The 18,288-nt window shown below is 65.9% G+C and carries 15 protein-coding genes; 7 read left to right on the top strand and 8 right to left on the bottom strand.

Features of this window, described 5'->3' with window-relative positions; genetic code table 11:
* Positions 1-376: 376 nt before the first annotated feature.
* Positions 377-4,960: a glutamate synthase large subunit gene (gltB, locus tag H7J73_RS09280; RefSeq protein ID WP_264067027.1), complete on the top strand. Its 4,584-nt coding sequence runs from the start codon at positions 377-379 to the stop codon at positions 4,958-4,960.
* Positions 4,953-6,419, top strand: a complete 1,467-nt coding sequence (locus H7J73_RS09275) for a glutamate synthase subunit beta (RefSeq protein WP_264067026.1) — start codon at positions 4,953-4,955, stop codon at positions 6,417-6,419. The genes gltB and H7J73_RS09275 overlap by 8 nt, the downstream gene beginning before the upstream one ends.
* 593 nt (positions 6,420-7,012) lie before the next feature.
* Here H7J73_RS09275 and H7J73_RS09270 read toward each other — a convergent pair.
* Positions 7,013-7,870, bottom strand: coding sequence for an LLM class F420-dependent oxidoreductase (locus H7J73_RS09270; RefSeq protein ID WP_264067025.1), 858 nt, complete (start codon positions 7,868-7,870; stop codon positions 7,013-7,015).
* Positions 7,871-8,002: 132 nt separating this feature from the next.
* On the opposite strand from H7J73_RS09270, the gene H7J73_RS09265 reads away from it, so the two are divergent.
* Both H7J73_RS09265 and H7J73_RS09260 read left to right on the top strand, forming a co-directional pair.
* The gene (locus H7J73_RS09265) at positions 8,003-9,013 is read left to right on the top strand and encodes a PHP domain-containing protein (protein WP_264067024.1); all 1,011 of its coding nucleotides are present in this window, start codon (positions 8,003-8,005) and stop codon (positions 9,011-9,013) included.
* Entirely contained in the window at positions 8,992-9,438 is a 447-nt protein-coding gene (locus H7J73_RS09260; RefSeq protein WP_264067023.1) for a hypothetical protein, read from the top strand. The genes H7J73_RS09265 and H7J73_RS09260 overlap by 22 nt, the downstream gene beginning before the upstream one ends.
* Here H7J73_RS09260 and dinB read toward each other — a convergent pair.
* Entirely contained in the window at positions 9,435-10,640 is a 1,206-nt protein-coding gene (gene dinB / locus H7J73_RS09255; protein ID WP_264067022.1) for a DNA polymerase IV, read from the bottom strand. The two genes, H7J73_RS09260 and dinB, sit on opposite strands and share 4 nt — an antisense overlap.
* Positions 10,641-10,663: 23 nt before the next feature.
* Complete coding sequence (locus H7J73_RS09250; protein ID WP_264067021.1) at positions 10,664-11,305, bottom strand: TetR/AcrR family transcriptional regulator; 642 nt, start codon at positions 11,303-11,305, stop codon at positions 10,664-10,666.
* 76 nt (positions 11,306-11,381) lie between these two features.
* On the opposite strand from H7J73_RS09250, the gene H7J73_RS09245 reads away from it, so the two are divergent.
* Positions 11,382-12,857 carry a flavin-containing monooxygenase gene (locus H7J73_RS09245; protein ID WP_264067020.1) on the top strand — a complete coding sequence of 492 codons (1,476 nt, stop codon included), beginning with the start codon at positions 11,382-11,384 and terminating at the stop codon, positions 12,855-12,857.
* On the opposite strand, the gene rraA is transcribed toward H7J73_RS09245, so the two are convergent.
* From rraA to H7J73_RS09225, 4 genes are all read right to left on the bottom strand, one after another.
* Entirely contained in the window at positions 12,854-13,333 is a 480-nt protein-coding gene (gene rraA, locus H7J73_RS09240) for a ribonuclease E activity regulator RraA (protein ID WP_264067019.1), read from the bottom strand. The two genes, H7J73_RS09245 and rraA, sit on opposite strands and share 4 nt — an antisense overlap.
* Positions 13,330-13,863 carry a nucleoid-structuring protein H-NS gene (locus H7J73_RS09235; RefSeq protein WP_264067018.1) on the bottom strand — a complete coding sequence of 178 codons (534 nt, stop codon included), beginning with the start codon at positions 13,861-13,863 and terminating at the stop codon, positions 13,330-13,332. Before H7J73_RS09235 ends, rraA begins: the two co-directional genes overlap by 4 nt.
* Before the next feature lie 225 nt (positions 13,864-14,088).
* On the bottom strand, positions 14,089-14,745 hold the full coding sequence (locus tag H7J73_RS09230; protein ID WP_264067017.1) for a DUF6474 family protein: 657 nt from the start codon (positions 14,743-14,745) through the stop codon (positions 14,089-14,091).
* 201 nt (positions 14,746-14,946) lie between these two features.
* Entirely contained in the window at positions 14,947-15,423 is a 477-nt protein-coding gene (locus H7J73_RS09225; RefSeq protein ID WP_264067016.1) for a hypothetical protein, read from the bottom strand.
* 522 nt (positions 15,424-15,945) lie between these two features.
* On the opposite strand from H7J73_RS09225, the gene H7J73_RS09220 reads away from it, so the two are divergent.
* The gene (locus H7J73_RS09220) at positions 15,946-16,437 is read left to right on the top strand and encodes an ImmA/IrrE family metallo-endopeptidase (protein ID WP_264067015.1); all 492 of its coding nucleotides are present in this window, start codon (positions 15,946-15,948) and stop codon (positions 16,435-16,437) included.
* On the top strand, positions 16,434-17,561 hold the full coding sequence (locus tag H7J73_RS09215; protein WP_264067014.1) for a hypothetical protein: 1,128 nt from the start codon (positions 16,434-16,436) through the stop codon (positions 17,559-17,561). The genes H7J73_RS09220 and H7J73_RS09215 overlap by 4 nt, the downstream gene beginning before the upstream one ends.
* A gap of 74 nt (positions 17,562-17,635) precedes the next feature.
* On the opposite strand, the gene H7J73_RS09210 is transcribed toward H7J73_RS09215, so the two are convergent.
* Positions 17,636-18,034 carry a transcriptional regulator gene (locus tag H7J73_RS09210; RefSeq protein ID WP_264067013.1) on the bottom strand — a complete coding sequence of 133 codons (399 nt, stop codon included), beginning with the start codon at positions 18,032-18,034 and terminating at the stop codon, positions 17,636-17,638.
* Positions 18,035-18,288 lie beyond the last annotated feature (254 nt).

The raw sequence follows: 18,288 nt of genomic DNA, 5'->3' as shown, positions 1-18,288 counted from the left end.
GGCGGCACTGGGGGAGCGGCGAGCTCGAGCGATCAAATCGGTTCTGGCGCAGCATAATTCGAGGAATCCGGCAGTTGAGGGACGGGTGAGCCGGCACTGGGCCGCAAACGCGACTTAGGCTGGACTAAGTTGGCATGTCAGGCGGTGTTTGACATATCGTTTTGTCACTTGTCGTGACCCGGTAAAAAGGGCCGCCGTTCAACGCTGCACGGATGCCACGGGCCCCACGATGGACAGAGCCAGAAATAGATCCAGGGGCGCAACCCGCTTCCTCAGGGTCGCGGCCTCCGGAAACAGTCGGAAACTGGTCGCAGGGCCCAACAGAGGGCCAGGCCAGTCGCAGCGAATAGTCTTCACGAAGGGTCAGGTGTTCCTGGTGGGAAGAGCGCCCAGCGGGTTGTACAACCCCGCGTACGAGCATGATGCGTGTGGCGTCGCCATGGTCGTGGATATGCACGGCCGCCGCAGCCGCGACATCGTCGACAAGGCGATCACCGCGCTGTTGAACCTGGAGCACCGTGGTGCCCAGGGCGCGGAACCGAACACCGGCGACGGCGCAGGGATTCTGCTACAGGTTCCCGACGAGTTCCTGCGCGCAGTGGTCGACTTCGAATTGCCGGAACTCGGGAGTTACGCGACGGGAATCGCATTCCTGCCCCAGTCGGCCAAAGATTCGAAGCTGGCCTGCGAGGCGGTTGAGAAGATCGTCGAGGCCGAGGGGCTTCAGGTACTCGGCTGGCGCGACGTGCCAACCGACGATTCGTCGCTGGGCGCGCTGGCCCGTGACGCGATGCCCACCTTCCGGCAGCTCTTCATCGCCGGCACGTCGGGCATCGAGCTGGAACGTCGCGCCTACGTGATCCGGAAGCGCTCCGAGCACGAGCTCGGTAGCAAAGGTCCGGGACAGGACGGTCCCGGACGCGAAACCGTCTATTTCCCAAGTCTTTCCGGTCAAACCTTCGTCTACAAGGGCATGCTGACCACCCCGCAGCTGCGGGCGTTCTACCTGGATCTGCAGGATGAGCGGCTGACCAGTGCGCTGGGCATCGTGCATTCGCGGTTCTCGACGAACACGTTCCCGTCGTGGCCGCTGGCGCACCCGTTCCGCCGCGTCGCCCACAACGGCGAGATCAACACGGTCACCGGTAACGAGAACTGGATGCGGGCTCGCGAAGCGCTGATCCACACCGACGTCTTCGGCTATCACAACGACCTGAACAAGATCTTCCCGGTCTGTACCCCGGGGGCCTCGGACACGGCCCGGTTCGACGAGGTCCTGGAGCTGCTGCACCTGTCCGGTCGCAACATCGCCCACGCCGTGCTGATGATGATCCCCGAGGCGTGGGAGCGTAACGAGTCGATGGACCCCGCGCGGCGGGCGTTCTACCAGTACCACGCTTCGTTGATGGAGCCGTGGGACGGACCCGCCTCGGTGTGCTTCACCGACGGCACCCTGGTGGGCGCAGTGCTGGACCGCAACGGACTTCGGCCATCCCGGATCTGGGTGACCGACGACGGTCTGGTGGTGATGGCGTCGGAGTCGGGTGTGCTCGACCTCGACCCGGCCAAGGTGGTGCGCCGGTTGCGGTTGCAGCCCGGCCGGATGTTCCTGGTGGACACCGCCCAGGGCCGCATCGTCTCCGACGAAGAGGTCAAGGCCGAGTTGGCCGCCGAGCATCCCTATCAGGAATGGCTCGACGCCGGCCTGTTCCACCTCGACGATCTACCGCAGGGTGACTACGTGCGGATGCCGCACCATCGAGTTGTCTTGCGCCAGCAGACATTCGGCTACACCTACGAGGAGCTGAGCATGCTTCTCGCGCCGATGGCCAAGACCGGTGCCGAGGCGCTGGGCTCGATGGGTACCGACACCCCGATCGCGGTGCTCTCGCAGCGGCCGCGGATGCTGTTCGACTATTTCCAGCAGCTGTTCGCCCAGGTCACGAACCCGCCGCTGGATGCCATCCGCGAAGAGGTGGTGACGAGCCTCCAAGGCGTCATCGGTCCCGAGGGCGACCTGCTGAACCCCGACGAGAACTCGTGTCGCCAGATCGTGCTGCCGCACCCGATTCTGCGCAATGCCGAGCTGTCCAAGCTGATCAACGTCGACCCCGACCACGAGATCCGCGGCCGCAAGCACGGCTTGCGGGCGGCGGTCGTGAGCTGCCTGTTCCCGGTGGCCGACGGCGGACCCGGGCTGCGCCGTGCACTCGAGGATGTCCGCAAGAAGGTGTCGCAAGCCATCCGCAACGGGGCGCGCATCATCGTGCTGTCGGATCGCGAGTCCAACGAGTGGTTGGCACCGATTCCGTCGCTGCTGGCCGTCGCGGCGGTGCACCACCACCTGGTGCGCGAGCGGACCCGCACCCAGGTCGGTCTCGTCGTCGAAAGCGGCGATGCCCGCGAGGTGCACCACATGGCCGCGCTCTGCGGTTTCGGCGCGGCGGCGATCAACCCGTACATGGCCTTCGAGTCGATCGAGGACATGGTCGACCGCGGACTGATCACCGGGATGAGCAGTGACCAGGCCAAAGCGAACTTCGTCAAGGCTGCCGGCAAGGGTGTGCTGAAAGTGATGTCCAAGATGGGCATCTCGACGCTGGCGTCCTACACCGGCGCGCAGCTCTTCCAGGCCGTCGGCATCTCACAGCGCGTGCTCGACGAGTACTTCACCGGTCTGCACTGCGCCACCGGTGGCATCGACCTCGACGATATCGCCGCCGATGTCGCCACCCGGCACAACCTGGCTTATCTGGAACGTCCCGATGAGCGGGCGCACCGCGAGCTCGAGGTGGGCGGCGAATACCAGTGGCGTCGCGAGGGTGAATACCACCTGTTCAACCCCGACACCGTCTTCAAGCTGCAGCATTCCACGCGCACCGGGCAGTACTCGGTGTTCAAGGAGTACACCAAGCTGGTCGACGACCAGAGCGAGCGGATGGCGTCGCTTCGCGGGTTGTTGAAGTTCAAAGATGGTGTGCGCGCACCGATTCCGATCGACGAGGTCGAACCCGCCAGCGAGATCGTCAAGCGATTCTCCACCGGAGCCATGAGCTACGGCTCGATCTCCGCCGAAGCCCACGAGACGCTCGCCATCGCGATGAACCGCCTTGGCGGACGATCGAATTCAGGTGAGGGCGGCGAGGACGTGGCCCGCTTCGAACCGGACGAGAACGGCGACTGGCGGCGCAGTGCCATCAAGCAGGTGGCATCGGCGCGCTTCGGTGTCACCAGCCACTACCTGACCAACTGCACCGATATTCAGATCAAGATGGCCCAGGGCGCCAAACCCGGTGAGGGCGGCCAGCTTCCGGGCCACAAGGTCTATCCGTGGGTTGCCGAGGTTCGGCACTCCACGCCCGGTGTCGGCCTGATCTCGCCGCCGCCGCACCACGACATCTACTCGATCGAGGATCTGGCCCAGCTGATCCACGACCTGAAGAACGCCAACCCCGCGGCCCGGGTGCACGTCAAGCTTGTCAGCGAAAACGGGGTGGGCACGGTCGCGGCAGGTGTGTCGAAGGCGCACGCCGACGTGGTGCTCATCTCGGGCCACGACGGCGGTACCGGCGCGACGCCGCTGACGTCTCAGAAGCACGCCGGCGCGCCCTGGGAGCTGGGTCTGGCCGAGACGCAACAGACGTTGCTGCTCAACGGTCTTCGCGATCGCATCGTCGTCCAGGTGGACGGCCAGCTCAAGACCGGTCGCGACGTGATGGTCGCGGCGCTGCTCGGTGCCGAGGAGTTCGGCTTCGCCACCGCCCCGCTGGTGGTCTCGGGTTGCATCATGATGCGGGTCTGCCACCTCGATACCTGCCCGGTGGGTGTCGCGACGCAGAACCCGCTCCTGCGGCAGCGGTTCAACGGCAAGCCTGAGTTCGTCGAGAACTTCTTCATGTTTATCGCAGAGGAGGTGCGGGAACTGATGGCGCAGTTGGGTTTCCGCACTATCAACGAGGCAGTCGGCCAGGTCGGTGCGCTGGACACCGCCAAGGCGGCCGCACACTGGAAGGCGCATAAGCTCGATCTGTCGCCCATCCTGCACGAGCCGGAATCGGCCTTCATGAATCAGGACCTGTACTGCAGTTCGCGCCAAGATCACGGTCTGGACAAGGCGCTCGATCAGCAGCTGATCGCGCAGAGCCGGGAAGCCATCGACTCCGGCACCCCGGTCCGATTCTCGACGACGATCGCTAACGTCAATCGTACGGTCGGCACGATGCTCGGCCACGAGGTCACCAAAGCCTATGGCGGACAGGGCCTCCCGGACGGCACAATCGACATCACCTTCGAGGGCTCGGCCGGTAACAGCTTTGGCGCCTTTGTCCCGAAGGGCATCACCCTGCGGGTCTACGGTGACGCCAACGACTACGTCGGCAAGGGACTGTCCGGCGGCCGGTTGGTGGTTCGCCCGGCGGACGGCGTGCCCGATGATTACGTCGCCGAGGAGAACATCATCGGTGGCAACGTGATCCTGTTCGGCGCCACCAGCGGCGAAGCGTTCCTGCGCGGCGTCGTCGGTGAGCGCTTCGCGGTCCGTAACTCCGGGGCGCACGCGGTCGTCGAAGGTGTCGGCGACCACGGCTGCGAGTACATGACCGGCGGCAAGGTCGTCATCCTCGGCCAGACCGGGCGCAACTTTGCCGCCGGGATGTCCGGTGGCGTGGCCTACGTGTACGACCCGGACGGGGTGTTACCGGACAATCTGAACGGAGACATGGTTGATCTGGATGTGTTGGACGACGCGGATGCCGAATGGCTGCACGGCATGATCGCCGCGCACGTCGATGCGACAGACTCGGCTGTGGGACAGCGGATCCTGGCCGACTGGTCCGGGGAATTGCCGAGATTCGGGAAGGTCATGCCCAGGGATTACAAGAAGGTGCTGGTGGCCATCGCCTCCGCTGAGGCCGAGGGTACTGACGTGGGCGAAGCGATCATGGCGGCCGCTCGTGGGTGATCCAAGCGGCTTCCTCAAGCACACCCACCGTGAGACGCCCGCTCGCCGGCCGGTTCCGTTGCGGCTGCGGGACTGGAAAGAGGTCTACGAAGACTTCGACCACGACGTTCTGCAGGTGCAGGCGTCGCGCTGTATGGATTGCGGTATCCCGTTCTGCCACAACGGCTGTCCACTCGGGAACCTGATTCCCGAGTGGAACGACCTGGTCTTCAAGGGACGCTGGCGCGATTCGATCGAGCGGTTGCACGCCACCAACAACTTCCCGGAGTTCACCGGCCGGCTCTGCCCGGCGCCGTGTGAGGCGTCGTGTGTGCTGGGGATCAATCAGGATCCGGTCACCATCAAGCAGGTCGAGGTCGAGATCATCGACAACGCCTTCGCCGAGGGTTGGGTCAAGCCCCTGCCGCCGGATGAACTGACCGGCATGAAGGTCGCCGTGGTCGGGTCAGGTCCGGCCGGACTGGCTGCCGCACAACAGCTCACCAGGGCGGGCCACACGGTCACGGTCTTCGAACGCGCCGACCGGATCGGCGGGTTGCTCCGTTACGGCATCCCCGAGTTCAAGATGGAAAAGCGGCATATCGACCGTCGTCTGGAGCAGATGGAGGCCGAAGGCACCCGGTTCCGCACCGGTGTGAACGTCGGTGTGGATATCACCGCCGAGCAGCTGCAGGACGAGTTCGACGCCATCGTGCTCAGCGGCGGGGCGACCGCCGCTCGTGACCTGCCGGTGCCGGGACGCGAGCTGGACGGTATCCACCAGGCCATGGAATATCTACCCTGGGCCAACCGGGTCCAGAACGGTGACCCCGTGGTCGATGAGGATGGCGAGCCGCCGATCACCGCCAAGGGCAAGAAGGTGGTCATCATCGGCGGTGGCGACACCGGCGCGGACTGCCTGGGCACCGCGCATCGTCAAGGGGCAGCCTCGATCCACCAGTTCGAGATCATGCCCCGACCGCCGGAATCGCGGGCGGACTCCACTCCCTGGCCGACGTACCCGCTGATGTTCCGGGTGGCGTCGGCCCACGAAGAGGGCGGCGAGCGGGTGTTCTCGGTGAACACCGAGGAGTTCGTCGGCGCCGACGGACGCGTGGCCGAGCTCAAGGTGCACGAGGTCGAGATGAAGGCCGGCAAGTTCGAACGGGTCGAGGGCAGCGATTTCCAGCTGGAGGCCGACCTGGTGCTGCTGGCGATGGGCTTTGTTGGGCCAGAACGGGCAGGCCTCCTGACCGATCTCGGTGTCGAGCTGACCGACCGCGGCAACGTGGCGCGCGGCGATGATTTTCAGACCTCGGTTCCCGGGGTGTTCGTCGCCGGTGACATGGGTCGGGGTCAGTCGCTGATCGTCTGGGCGATCGCTGAGGGCCGGGCCGCCGCGGCAGGCGTGGACCGGTTCCTGATGGGTGAGACGGCCTTGCCTGCGCCCATCAAACCGACGGCCGCACCGCAGCGCTGACAATGCTCCTTCGGCGCCGTGTAGTTAGCGGATGCCGAAGGAGCACCGTCATTTCGCCGATCGCGGGCGAGCCCGGGAGGTCCCTCTCGGACCCGCCAGTGCAGGTGTGAGACTGATTCGGTAAGTCCCTCTATCCACATCAGTCACACCAGAACCAGCAGATGTTTACGCGGGGAGCCTCGGAAGGTTTGCCAAAGCTGCGCTATCTGATGTGTGAGAGCGGCCACTAAGGTAGGGTGTTGCCTCGGTCCAGCAATTTTCGACCGCAGGAGTGATCGCTGTGCACATGAACCCGATAGCCCGCCACCGGGTGGCGCGAATCGCCTGGTCACTGTTCCGGCATCCCGTTCGGAGCCGTGAGTTTCCGGCCAAGTTGGAGCGGCTGGTAACCGCCGACGAGCTTATGCGCTACGGCGGCTGACGGCTCGGAACGCCTCGACGCCGCTGACAGCGGCGTTTCTTTGCCTGACGTTATCGAATTGTGACCTACCCTGGTGCGAGCCAATCTTGCTCCACCAGACCCGGCCGTCCACCCGCCGGATCATCGGCCGCTGGAAAAATCCTGTTAGCCAGCCGAGGCCGCGACGCTGCGGTTACGAAGCGGCCGTCTGCAGCCCCGAATCGCGAATGGCCTCGGCGAGCGGCTCCAGCACCGCAGGGTCGTAGGGCGGCGGCAGATAGATGATCGCCAAGTCCAATCCCTCAGTGCCGAGCGCGCCGGCTTCGGCCACCACCTTGGCGTAATCGCGGTCTTCGCCGAGACGGACATGGGCAGAAAGCCTGATCTCCTTCGGATCGCGCCCGATGTCCGCGCAGCGGGCGTGCAGGACATCGCGCTTGTGGGCGAACTCCTCCGGCGTGCCGCCGACGAAGTTCCAGTGGTCGGCGTACTTGGCGGTGATGGGCAGGGTGCGCTTCTCACCGCTGCCACCGATGCAGATCGGCGGGTGTGGCTGCTGCGGGCCCTTCGGCTCGTTGCGCGCATCCTTGAGTTGGTAGTACGTGCCGTCGAAGGTCGTCGACTCCTTGGTGAGAAGGCTGGTCAGCACCTCGCAGGCCTCCTCGAAGCGGTCGAACCGCTCTTTGACGGTGCCCAGTTCGATTCCGTAGGCGCCCGACTCCTCTTCGTTCCAGCCGGCACCGATGCCGAGTTCGAGGCGGCCGTGGGAGATGACGTCGAGCGCCGCAGCCATATTGGCCAGCACGGCGGGGTGACGGTAGTGGATGCCGGTGACCAGGACACCGACGCGCAGACGCGCGGTGGCCTGCGCCAGTGCGGTCAGCGTGATCCACCCTTCCAGGCACGGGCCGGTGGAATCGGAGAAGATCGGATAGAAGTGGTCGAACGTCCAGCCGGACTCGAATACATCGATGTCATCGGCGGTCTGCCAGATCGGCAGCATCGCGTCCCAGGTGGTGTTCTGCGGTGAGGTCTTGAAGGCGAATTGCACTCTGTCGAGCCTAGACCCGGATCCTGAAAAGGGCGCCGCTGAGTTTGGGTGGCGTCGGTAATCGGCCCGGCATCCAGGGGCCGATTTGCGGGGTGGCGGAGGTGCCTCGGGGGCAGGGGGCAGACTGTTTTCATGGATCCGGTGGTCGCGTTGCGACAGATCGCCTATTACAAGGACCGCGCCCGCGAGGACTCGCGCCGGGTGATGGCGTACCGCAACGCGGCCGATACCGTCGAAAGTCTGGTTGACGCGCAGCGCGAACAACACGGCAAGGCCAACAGCTGGCAGTCGCTGTCCGGCGTCGGACCGAAGACCGCCAAGGTGATCGCCCAGGCGTGGGCCGGTGGTGAACCCGACGCCCTCGTCGAATTACGCTCGGCGGCAAAAGATCTCGGCGGGGGAGAGATCCGCGCGGCGCTCAGGGGTGATCTGCATCTGCACTCCAACTGGTCGGACGGCTCCGCGCCGATCTCGGAGATGATGGCCACGGCGCAGGCATTGGGCCACGAGTACTGCGCGCTGACCGACCACTCGCCGCGGCTGACGGTGGCCCATGGGCTGTCGCCGGAACGCCTGCGTGAGCAACTCGACGTCATCGACGAACTACGCGAGACATTCACGCCCATGCGCATTCTCACCGGCATCGAGGTCGACATCCTCGACGACGGCAGCCTCGATCAAGAAGACGAACTGCTGGAGCGCCTCGACGTCGTCGTCGCCAGCGTGCACTCGAAGCTGGCGATGGACAGCGCCGCCATGACGCGCCGGATGGTGGCTGCGGTATCGGGCGGGCAGGCCGATGTGCTGGGCCACTGCACCGGCCGGCTCGTCGAGGGCAACCGGGGGGTGCGCAACGAATCAAAGTTCGACGCGGAGAAGGTGTTCACCGCGTGCCGCGATCACGGCACCGCCGTCGAGATCAACTGTCGACCAGAACGCCGCGACCCACCGACGCGGCTGCTGACGATGGCGTTGGACATCGGCTGCAACTTCTCCATCGACACCGATGCCCATGCGCCGGGCCAGTTGGACTTTCTGGGCTACGGCGCCCAACGCGCCCTGGACAACGGCGTTCCCGTCGAGCGGATCGTGAACACCTGGCCGCTGGGGAAACTCCTGGAGTGGACGGCGGCCCGGCCGTGAACGTCCTTGGCATCGACACGCGCGTTACCCTTTTCGCAGGCGGTCTGATCTTTCTGCTCGCGTTGATACTCGGCATCTGGAAGTACCGGCAGATGGCGACATCGGATAATCACCTTGCCCACCCTTATGTCGACATCGCGCACCGCGCCGCTCTGCTCTATTCGTTCGCGACCATGCTGGTGGCAGTCTTCGTCGAGCTCAGTGGCTGGCCAACCTGGGTCAATCTCACCGCGGCAATGGTATTGGTGTTCTTCTTCGTGATTGCGATCGTCGAGTACATCGTCCACGGTGCGCGCCGCGATACCACGAACCAGTTCGAGCACGCTACGCCCGCACTGACCGCGGGAATGTTCGCCCTGATCGTCGGGGAAGTAGGCGGTTTCGGCGTGCTCCTCGCCGGATTTGTTGCCGGACAGCTCTTTTAGTCCGGCAGCATAGGCATTTCCAGTCCCGGGTCACGGCCGACGAGTACCCCGCGGGTCAGCGCAGCATTGCCGTAGCGGCGGCGGACGTCGTCCATGGCCAGATCGACGGCAGTCGGGTCGCCCCGCGCGTCGAATGGCAGCTCCAATTGTAGGGCTCCCTCGCGGTCGATATTGGACACCGCGAACCCGATCAGGGTGAGGCCACGTTCGGCGAACATCGGGCCCGCCGCGACGATCAGTTCCCGGGCGGTGGCCAGAATCGGCTCGGTGGCCGAGGTGGCCCGCGGCATGGTGTGGCTACGGGTGGCGCGACTGAAATCGTCGAACCGCAACCGCAGCGTGACCGTGCGGCCGGTGCGGTCCGCAGAGCGCATGCGGCGGGTGATCCGGTCGACCAGGTTGATGACGACGATGTCGATCTCGGCGGCCGACATCCGGTTACCCGCTCGGCCCAGGGCGTGCTGCGCTCCCACCGAGCGGCGGCGCGCGCCGGTGACGACGCGGCGCCGGTCGATATTGCGTGAGAGGGCGTAGAGCTGACGGCCCATCGCGCCACCGACCATCGCCGACAGTGTGGTCTCGCCGAGCTCGGCGACCTGCGCGACGGTCTCGATCCCGTGGGCGTGCAGCTTCTCCGCCGTCTTTGCGCCCACCCCCCACAACCGGCGGACGGGCAGGGGATGCAGAAACGCCAGCTCGCGCCCGGGCGGGACGAGCAGCAGCCCGTCGGGTTTGGCTTCTTGGCTGGCGACCTTGGCCAGGAACTTGGTGCGTGCGATGCCAACCGTGATGGGCAGTCCGACCTGCTCGCGCACCCGCTCGCGCAATCCGGCGGCGATCTGCACGGGCTCGCCGGAAACCCGGCGCAGTCCGCTGACGTCGAGGAAGGCTTCGTCGATCGACACCGGCTCGACCAGGGGAGTGGTGTCACCGAAGACCTCGAAGACCGCCTCGCTGGCTCGCGAATATGCCGACATCCGCGGCGGGACCACGATGGCACTCGGGCACAGCTGCAGCGCCTGTCGACCACCCATCGCCGTGCGCACGCCGTACGCCTTGGCTTCGTAGCTGGCCGCGAGCACCACTCCGCCGCCGACGATCACCGGCCGCCCCCGTAGCGTCGGGTCGTCACGCTGCTCGACGGATGCGTAGAACGAATCCAGGTCGGCATGCAGGATCGTAGCCGCGGCTGACACGAACATATGTTCGCATCGAAGTCCGACAGCTACCCGGTTTCGCTGTAGATGCTGGTGACCCAGATATGTACGAGCGTGTCCAGCACGCGGGCGTCGGGCACCGCCGGCTGATCTTCGGCGTAGGCGGCCCACATGACGCGCTCGTTCATCAGATTCAGGGCAGTGGACAACTCGCGAGCGGGCAGAGTCGCCGGTGCGGCACCCGCCGTGCGTTCGACCTCGATGACGGTGGCGATGTGGTCGATCCACTTCTGCATGAAAGTGGACCAGACCGTCCGCACCTCGGCGTTCGACGTTCGGGCGACCTGGGCTGCCAGGGTGACTGCGCGATGTGCGCCGAAGGTCTCGAAGAACAGACTGATCCCGGTGCGCCAGAGGTTTCGCAGTTCGGCGGGTGGGTGCGCGACGAGATCCTGCAGCGCGGAGTCCGCCTCGACGATGACACGCTCCCAGAGCGTCAGCAGTACCGCGTCCTTGGAGGCGAAATAGAAGTAGAACGTCGGCCGCGACAAGCCGGCGCCTTTGGCGAGGTCATCCACCGAGATCTCGGAGAAGGGTCTCTCGCCCATCAGCCGCTCCGCGGTCTCGAGGATGGCGGTCTCGCGGTCCTCGCTCGTCGGCCGCAGCGATCGGCGGCCTCGGGGCGCTCCGGCCCGGCTCAACGCTGTCACTCCAGGTACTTTACAGCTTGTCGAACTTTTCAACACACTGTTGACGGGTTCGACACAGTGTTGATAGCTTTACATCATGACTGAACATGTCGATGTTGTGATCGTGGGAGCGGGTATCTCCGGCATCAGTGCCGCGTGGCACCTGCAGGACCGCTGCCCCGGCAAGAGCTACCTGATCCTGGAGCGCCGCGAGAATCTCGGTGGTACCTGGGACCTGTTCAAATACCCCGGCATTCGGTCCGACTCGGACATGTACACCCTCGGCTTCCGGTTCAAGCCATGGACCAATGAAAAGGCGATCGCCGACGGCCGGTCGATCTGGCAGTACGTGCACGACGCGGCGACCGAGAACGGTATCGACAAGCACATCCGCTTTCGCCACCGCGTTATCTCGGCGGATTGGTCGGACGCGGACAACCAATGGACCGTCAAGGTGGAGCGGGACGGCGAACCTGCCGAGATCACGGCCTCGTTCGTGATGGTGTGCAGCGGTTACTACAACTACGACGAGGGTTTCTCACCGGTGTTCGCCGGAGCGGAGGATTTCACCGGGACGATCATCCACCCGCAACACTGGCCGGAGGATCTCGATTACACCGACAAGAAGATCGTGGTCATCGGCAGCGGGGCCACGGCAGTCACTCTGATTCCCGCACTGGTTGATTCGGGCGCGGGGCACGTGACCATGTTGCAGCGCTCACCGGGCTACATCGGGTCGCTGCCCGACGTCGATCCCTTCGCGGTCCAGACCAACAAGTACCTGCCCACCAAAGTGGCGTTCGTCGCCAACCGGTGGAAGGCAATCCTGTTCTCCACGTTCCAATACCAGTTGGCGCGCCGTTTTCCCGGCTTCATGAAGAAGACGCTGAAGACGATGGCGACTCGGCGACTGCCTGCGGACTTCGACGTCGACAAGCACTTCACCCCGAGTTACAACCCGTGGGACGAGCGACTCTGCCTGGCGCCCAACGGAGATCTGTTCCGCGCTATCCGGCACGGCAAGGCCGACGTCGTGACCGACACCATCGAGCGGTTCACCGAGAGCGGTATCAAGCTCACCTCGGGTGAGGAATTGCCGGCTGACATCATCGTGACGGCCACCGGACTGAACATGCAGCTGTTCGGTGGGGCCTCCATCACCATGAACGGCGAGCCGGTCGATCTCACTCGGTCGATGACCTACAAGGGCCTGATGCTCTCGGGCATCCCGAACGCGTCGATCACCTTCGGTTACACCAACGCCTCCTGGACACTCAAGGCGGATCTGGTGTCCGAATTCGTCTGCCGCTTACTGAATTACATGGACTCGCACGGTTTCGACAGGGTGGTGGCCGAACATCCCGGCGGCTCGGTGGACGAGATGCCGTTCATGGACTTCACCCCCGGTTACTTCCGGCGCGCGATGGATGAGCTCCCGAAGTCGGGCTCAAGGGCGCCGTGGCGCCTCAAACAGAACTATCTGCTCGATCTGCGACTGATTCGGCAGGGCCGCGTTGACGAAGAGTCGCTGCGCTTCACCAAACACCGTGTGGCGAAGCCGGTTAACGCCTAACGCGCAACCACCACGATGCCGTCGTCGTCGCTGTAGGCGATCTCGTCGGGCAGGAACGTGACCCCGCCGAAGGTCACCGCGACATCGCGCTGGCCGGCGCCGGTCTTGGTGCTTTTGCGGGGGTTGGTGCCCAACGCTTTGATGCCGATGTCGAGGGTGCGCAGCGTCGAGGCGTCGCGCACCGCGCCGTGCACGATCAGTCCAGCCCACCCGTTGGAGCGGCCCAGCTCGGCGATGACGTCACCGACCAGGGCGGTGTGCAGCGAGGCGTCGCCGTCGATCACCAGCACCCGGCCGTCACCAGGTTCGGAGAGCACCGATTTCAGCAGAGCGTTGTCCTGGAAGCACCGCACGGTGCTGATCGGTCCGGCGAACATGGCCCGTCCGCCGTACTGGCACAGCTGCAGGTCACAGCTGCGGACCTCCGGACCGATGTCGTCGACGAGGTCCGCCGTTGCGCGCGGGGTGGCAGTCACTCGTCGTCCGCGTTGCGCAACCGGCGCACCAGGTACGTCGCGAGCAGGGCCACCGCAAGGGCCACCGCCAACGGTGTCGCCGCCCGGCGCGAACCGGCAACAGGTGCGGCCACGGGCCGCGCGACGCTGTCACTGGCATGTTCGACAGTGGACTTCGCTTGTGCAGCAGCCGCTTTCGCACCTTCGGCGAGGTTGCCGGCGCCATTGGTGTCGGGCCGTGGGGCCGGCGTCGGCAGGGCGGGCGGTTCAGCAGTCGCAGCCGACGGTGCCGCTGCGCGCGGAGGGGGTGGTGGCGCAGGTGCCTTCTTCGCCGGCGGTTGGGCAGCGGCTGGAGTGGCTTTACTCGCCTTCTTCGCCGGCGCCTTCCTGGGCTCGGCCTTCTTCACTGTTTTCTTGACAGCCTTGGCCGGGGCTTTTTTCGCGGGAACCTTCTTGGCCGGCTCGGCAGTCGTCTCGTCTGCCGGCGGGCGTGCAGGTATCGCAGGTGCGCCCTCGGGACGGTCGTCGGGCTGATCCTGCTGGTCGGCCATGGGGGCTGCTCCTTCGCAGTTCGTCGTCGCGGTTCGGCGTTTCAGCGGTTCGGCGGTTCGGCGGTCGGGCGTTGCAGTGCAGGCGGCTGGCTGGTGCACACCATCATGCCAGCTCGAGGGTCAGCGGCTGCGACCTGTCAGACCGTTACGGTGAGCTCGGCAGCTAACGTCAGCGCTGCCGCGAGTTGGCCCGGCGGAGACGTCGCGACAGTCAGGCCAGCCGGGTCACAGCACGCCGAGGCGCGCCATCAGGTCGGCGTCGACACCGTCGAGTTGCTCGGCGATCGCGGCGTGCGCGGCCCGTCTGCGCGTCGCCGGCATGCTCTCGGCGGCGGTGACCGCGGCGGCGAGGTCGGTCAGCCGCCCGGTCAGCGCTGCCACGAACAGTTTCGTCTCGGGATCTTTGGGCTTCTTATCGGCGACCCCACGCAGGGAGCGTTCGGCACCGGCGATCCGCGCCGACAGCGGCCCGCCATGACCGGAGAACTGGCCGACCTGGCTCAGCGGCACTCCCAGGCGCTCGGCGCGGCGTTCGTCGAGCATCCCCCGTGCTGTCGTCGCCGCCCGGTAGACGATGGGGACCAACACGGGTGCCAGCAAGCGTGACACGGTCATCGCCCGCCTGATGCGCGCGGGCGAGAGAAGTTTGCCATCCCGCGCGGCTTTGAGTTGGGTCTCGGCCACCTTGATCGCGGCCTTATCGCTGTCCTTCTGTGCTTTGAGCTGAGCTTTGACAGTCTTGGTTTCGGCGCGTAACGCGGATTTGATCCGCCGCTTCTCGTTCTTGGCGCCCAGCTTTGCCTCGAGCTTGGCCTTGGCCTTGATGGCCTTTGCCTCAGCGCGACGTGTTGCTCGGCTCTTGCGCTTCGTGAACAGGCCCATCCCGGCCGCCTTCCGGTGCTCTTGTCGACTCGCGCGAGGTACACCCGCGATCGGTGTCGCCAACCCTATCGCCTATCTCGACGGCGGAAATTGCCACCTGGGAATATGCGAGAATGTCCCTACATAAGCGAGGCGCACGCCGCAGTCTCGGACGTGACTGCTGGTGACGCCGCCTAAGGGAGCAGGGCAATAGTGGACGGCTCACGGGTGCGGAGCGCGGCGATCAGCGGTCTGATCGCTTGCGGTTTGCTGGTGGGCGCTGCCGGCGGCTTTGGGGTGTCCGTGGCCACAGCCGGACCCGGCTGGGGCGGTGGTCAGGGCAAGGCCGGCGACGGGCAGGATCGCGGCCCGAAAAATGACAACCCCGGACCCGGCGGTGGCAGTCGGCCCGGCGGGAGGCACGGCCCCGGCGGGGGCAACCCGAACGGTCCGGGAGGCGGCGACGGCGATAGCCACGGGCACGGGGATGGGCACCACGGTCCGCCCGGTCACTGGCCAGGTGGCCACCACGGCGACCCTGGCGGCGGTGATCCCTGTGGCGGCGACGGCGGGCCCGGTGGCGTCGGCGGAGGTAAAGGCTCGGGCGGTAGCAGCGGCAACGGCAAACCGCCGCCCGCGTCGCCACCCAGTGGCGGGAACGGGGGCAGCGGTGGCGGCATACCGTCGACCGGTAAACACTCGCTCCAGCGGCCAACCGCCACCGCATCGGGTGTACCCGTTGGACCTGCTGAGCCTATTGCCGTGGACGGCGGCGGAGCGTTGCTGCCAGCCCTGGCGCCTCTCCCGGTTGCCTTGCCGGTGATCGTGGTGTCGCTGCCGGCCATCAACGTGCCGGTACGAGCCGTTCCGCCGCCACCGGCAGCACCGCCGCCTGCGGCCCGTGCACCGGTCCAGGAGGCACCGACGAGCCGCGTCACCGTGCCGGCTGCAGTGCCCGCCCGGGGCGCGCTGCCGGAGACATTCCGCGCGGGGTATCCCGAATACCTTCGATCAGCGAGAATGGTCGAGGTTGCAGGCTTGGCGGTCCCGGGTGTGGCGGGGATTTTGGCACTAACCGCCGCGGGGGGCTTAGTAGGGTATCGCCAGGCCAAAGCTGGTCTTGCGGTGCGCGCCGGCGGGACCTCGCGGTTCCTCCATTGATCGTGCTGGAGTCGCTGTCTTCGCTACCCGATGAGACAGCACAACGGAGAAGGGGGGGACATGCCAGCTAGCCGAAGCGTGACTCGGGCGGTGAGCGATGTGCTGGAACTGGCGCCCCGCCGAGGCGAAGTCACCCTGCATCGATTGCTGACCGCAGTGAGCGAGAGCCGGGGTCGAGCCATCGAGCTCACGACGGCGGACCTGCCGCCCGGCGTGTGCGGTCAGTGGCGGCAGTACGCCGACCGCGACGTGTTTCTGATCCAGCAGGGGCTGCCGACCTGGGAGCGGACGTTGGCGCACGAACTCGGGCACCTCGTGCTTGGTCACGAGGGTATGCCCGTCGCCCAGGCGGCCATGGACACCGCCGAGTTCGCCAGTGACGACCTGATCGGCTACATGCTCAACCAGCGGACAGGCTGCATGGGTCCCAGCGGCGAAGACGCCGAACAGGAAGCCGAGGATTTCGCGGCGTTGCTGATCTATCGCCTCGGCCGGATGCCATCAGACCGCGCCTCGATTGTGCAGGTCCGCCTGGGAGAGGCATTTGGTTGACCGTCTGGGTGATCGCCGGGCTCCTTGGGATGGCGACCGGAGTGCGCGTCGGCTGGGCACTGGTCAACAAGCAGTCGCTGGTCAGCGCCGCGATGATCATCGCTCTCGGCAGCCTGGCGATTGTCGCGGCACTGAACTGGCAGCCGCTGTCACTGCTGCTTGACACTGCGCTGCACTGGCCGAACATCTCGGTCGGGCTCAGCCAGGTCGCGTTGGTGGCCTGCGCGGCCGGCAGCTGCGTGATGATCACCAGCGTCGCGTCCGCTCGTACGCCGACCGTGGTGCGCCGAATTGCCATGGCACAGTACGGCATTGCCACCGTGATCGCCGTCGTCAGCTTCGCCCTTTTCTTCGCCGGGGGTCAGCAACCGGAGATGTCGGCCGAGCAGTATCTGGCGCGCAACCTGGGCACCTCGAAGACGTCGCTGCCCTGGCTGCTGCCGCTGTTGTACGTGCTGCTCGCGCTGACCCTGGTGACCTGGGCCGGTATGCGGCACTCGAACCGTAGCCGGCGCGGTCGCGCACTTTTCGTCTTCACCGTCGGCATCGTGCTGATCCTGCTCGCCAGCGCGTTCTTCCTGATCCGGGCCACCGGCACCACCCATCTCGTCGGCGTCGGAACGGCTGCGGCCCTGCTCGGCTGCGCGATGGCGGTGGTAGCGGCGGGCTCGCTGTTGCCTACAGTGGAGGACTGGTTCACGGGCCGGCGAGAGCTGCGGCTCATCGAGCCGCTGCTGGCGGAGCTGGAAAAGCGTCAGCCCGATATCGGGATCGGTGTACGCCCGCGCGGTCCGCTGGTGTTCCGGGTCGCCGAGCGGCTGTCACTCATCTCCGACGCCCTTTTTCTGGAGGCGACCGCCACCCAACGGGCGCAGCGCAGCCATGGCGGCGGCCCGGCCGATTTCGACCTCCCGGGCACCTTGACCGATGTCGAGCAGCCCGCCATCTCACCGGACGAGCAGGCACGCAGGATCGCGAAATGGATCTACGCCGGCCGGGATGGCAGACAGCATGCAGCCGAGGGAGATTTCCCGGGTCTGGGATGGCTACGGCAGCCGGACAGCTACTCCGACCGCGAATGGATCATCGCGATCGCACGGCAGTACCGCAAGCTGACGCGTTAATCGTTCACCGGGCGTCGACGGAGGAATCTCCGTTTACCAGCCGTGTGACCTGCTGCGGCGGGCTGACCGCCGGGCTAATCGTCGAGGTGTTCCCGGCGACGCAGCTCTTCGGCCTTCTGGACCAGGTCCTGCTGGGCCTCGACGGACAACCCGACGGTGCGGGCCGCAATGCGACGCACACCCTCGTCACGCATGTTGGCGAGCCACGTCAGCTCCTTGTCGAGCTTCTCGTAGTACTCGTCATCGGTGAAGTAAGCGGGCTTGATCCGGAAGAAGTTGGCAAGCGCCGCCATCGTCGTCGATGACGGGTTGGTCCGGTTGCCCGACCGCAGCTGGGACAGGTACGGAGCCGACATGGTGACGCCCTCTGACTTCAGGGCGGCGATCACCTCGGCGGACGTATGCGGCCCGCGTCCGGGCGGGTACACGGTGTCGAACAGGCGATTCAATCGCGCAGCGAACGTCGTGCTCATGGTTTTGACCTCCACTTGCTGGCAGAGCGAACGTACCCGTAGGCGTATTTGCTGATTATCGTAGCGACTGTTATCGCCACAACCAAGTGCAAACGACTGCGAAATTGACGGCCAACGAGATTTCGGGCCCTGACCGGGCCCGTCGCGGGCACTCCTGCGAAATCCGTAGCATGCGCGTACCTTGCACCAAGGCAAATGTCAGGGGCCTGTGCAACACCGCCGAGAGCCGCCAACCTTGACGGCTGTCCACTGAC

Origin of the sequence: Mycolicibacterium komossense, from assembly GCF_025822605.1 — a bacterium.
In the GTDB taxonomy this organism is placed as follows: domain Bacteria; phylum Actinomycetota; class Actinomycetes; order Mycobacteriales; family Mycobacteriaceae; genus Mycobacterium; species Mycobacterium komossense.
Note: the sequence above shows the minus strand (reverse complement) of the source record. Positions and strands in the feature narration are given on the sequence as shown.

Coding starts and splice junctions, on each gene's coding strand:
- dinB (WP_264067022.1), bottom strand. CDS start 10,640: ATGTTCGTGTCAGCCGCGGCTACGATCCTGCATGCCGACCTGGATTCG.
- H7J73_RS09220 (WP_264067015.1), top strand. CDS start 15,946: ATGCCAGCTAGCCGAAGCGTGACTCGGGCGGTGAGCGATGTGCTGGAA.
- H7J73_RS09235 (WP_264067018.1), bottom strand. CDS start 13,863: ATGGCCGACCAGCAGGATCAGCCCGACGACCGTCCCGAGGGCGCACCT.
- H7J73_RS09210 (WP_264067013.1), bottom strand. CDS start 18,034: ATGAGCACGACGTTCGCTGCGCGATTGAATCGCCTGTTCGACACCGTG.
- H7J73_RS09230 (WP_264067017.1), bottom strand. CDS start 14,745: ATGGGCCTGTTCACGAAGCGCAAGAGCCGAGCAACACGTCGCGCTGAG.
- H7J73_RS09245 (WP_264067020.1), top strand. CDS start 11,382: ATGACTGAACATGTCGATGTTGTGATCGTGGGAGCGGGTATCTCCGGC.
- H7J73_RS09265 (WP_264067024.1), top strand. CDS start 8,003: ATGGATCCGGTGGTCGCGTTGCGACAGATCGCCTATTACAAGGACCGC.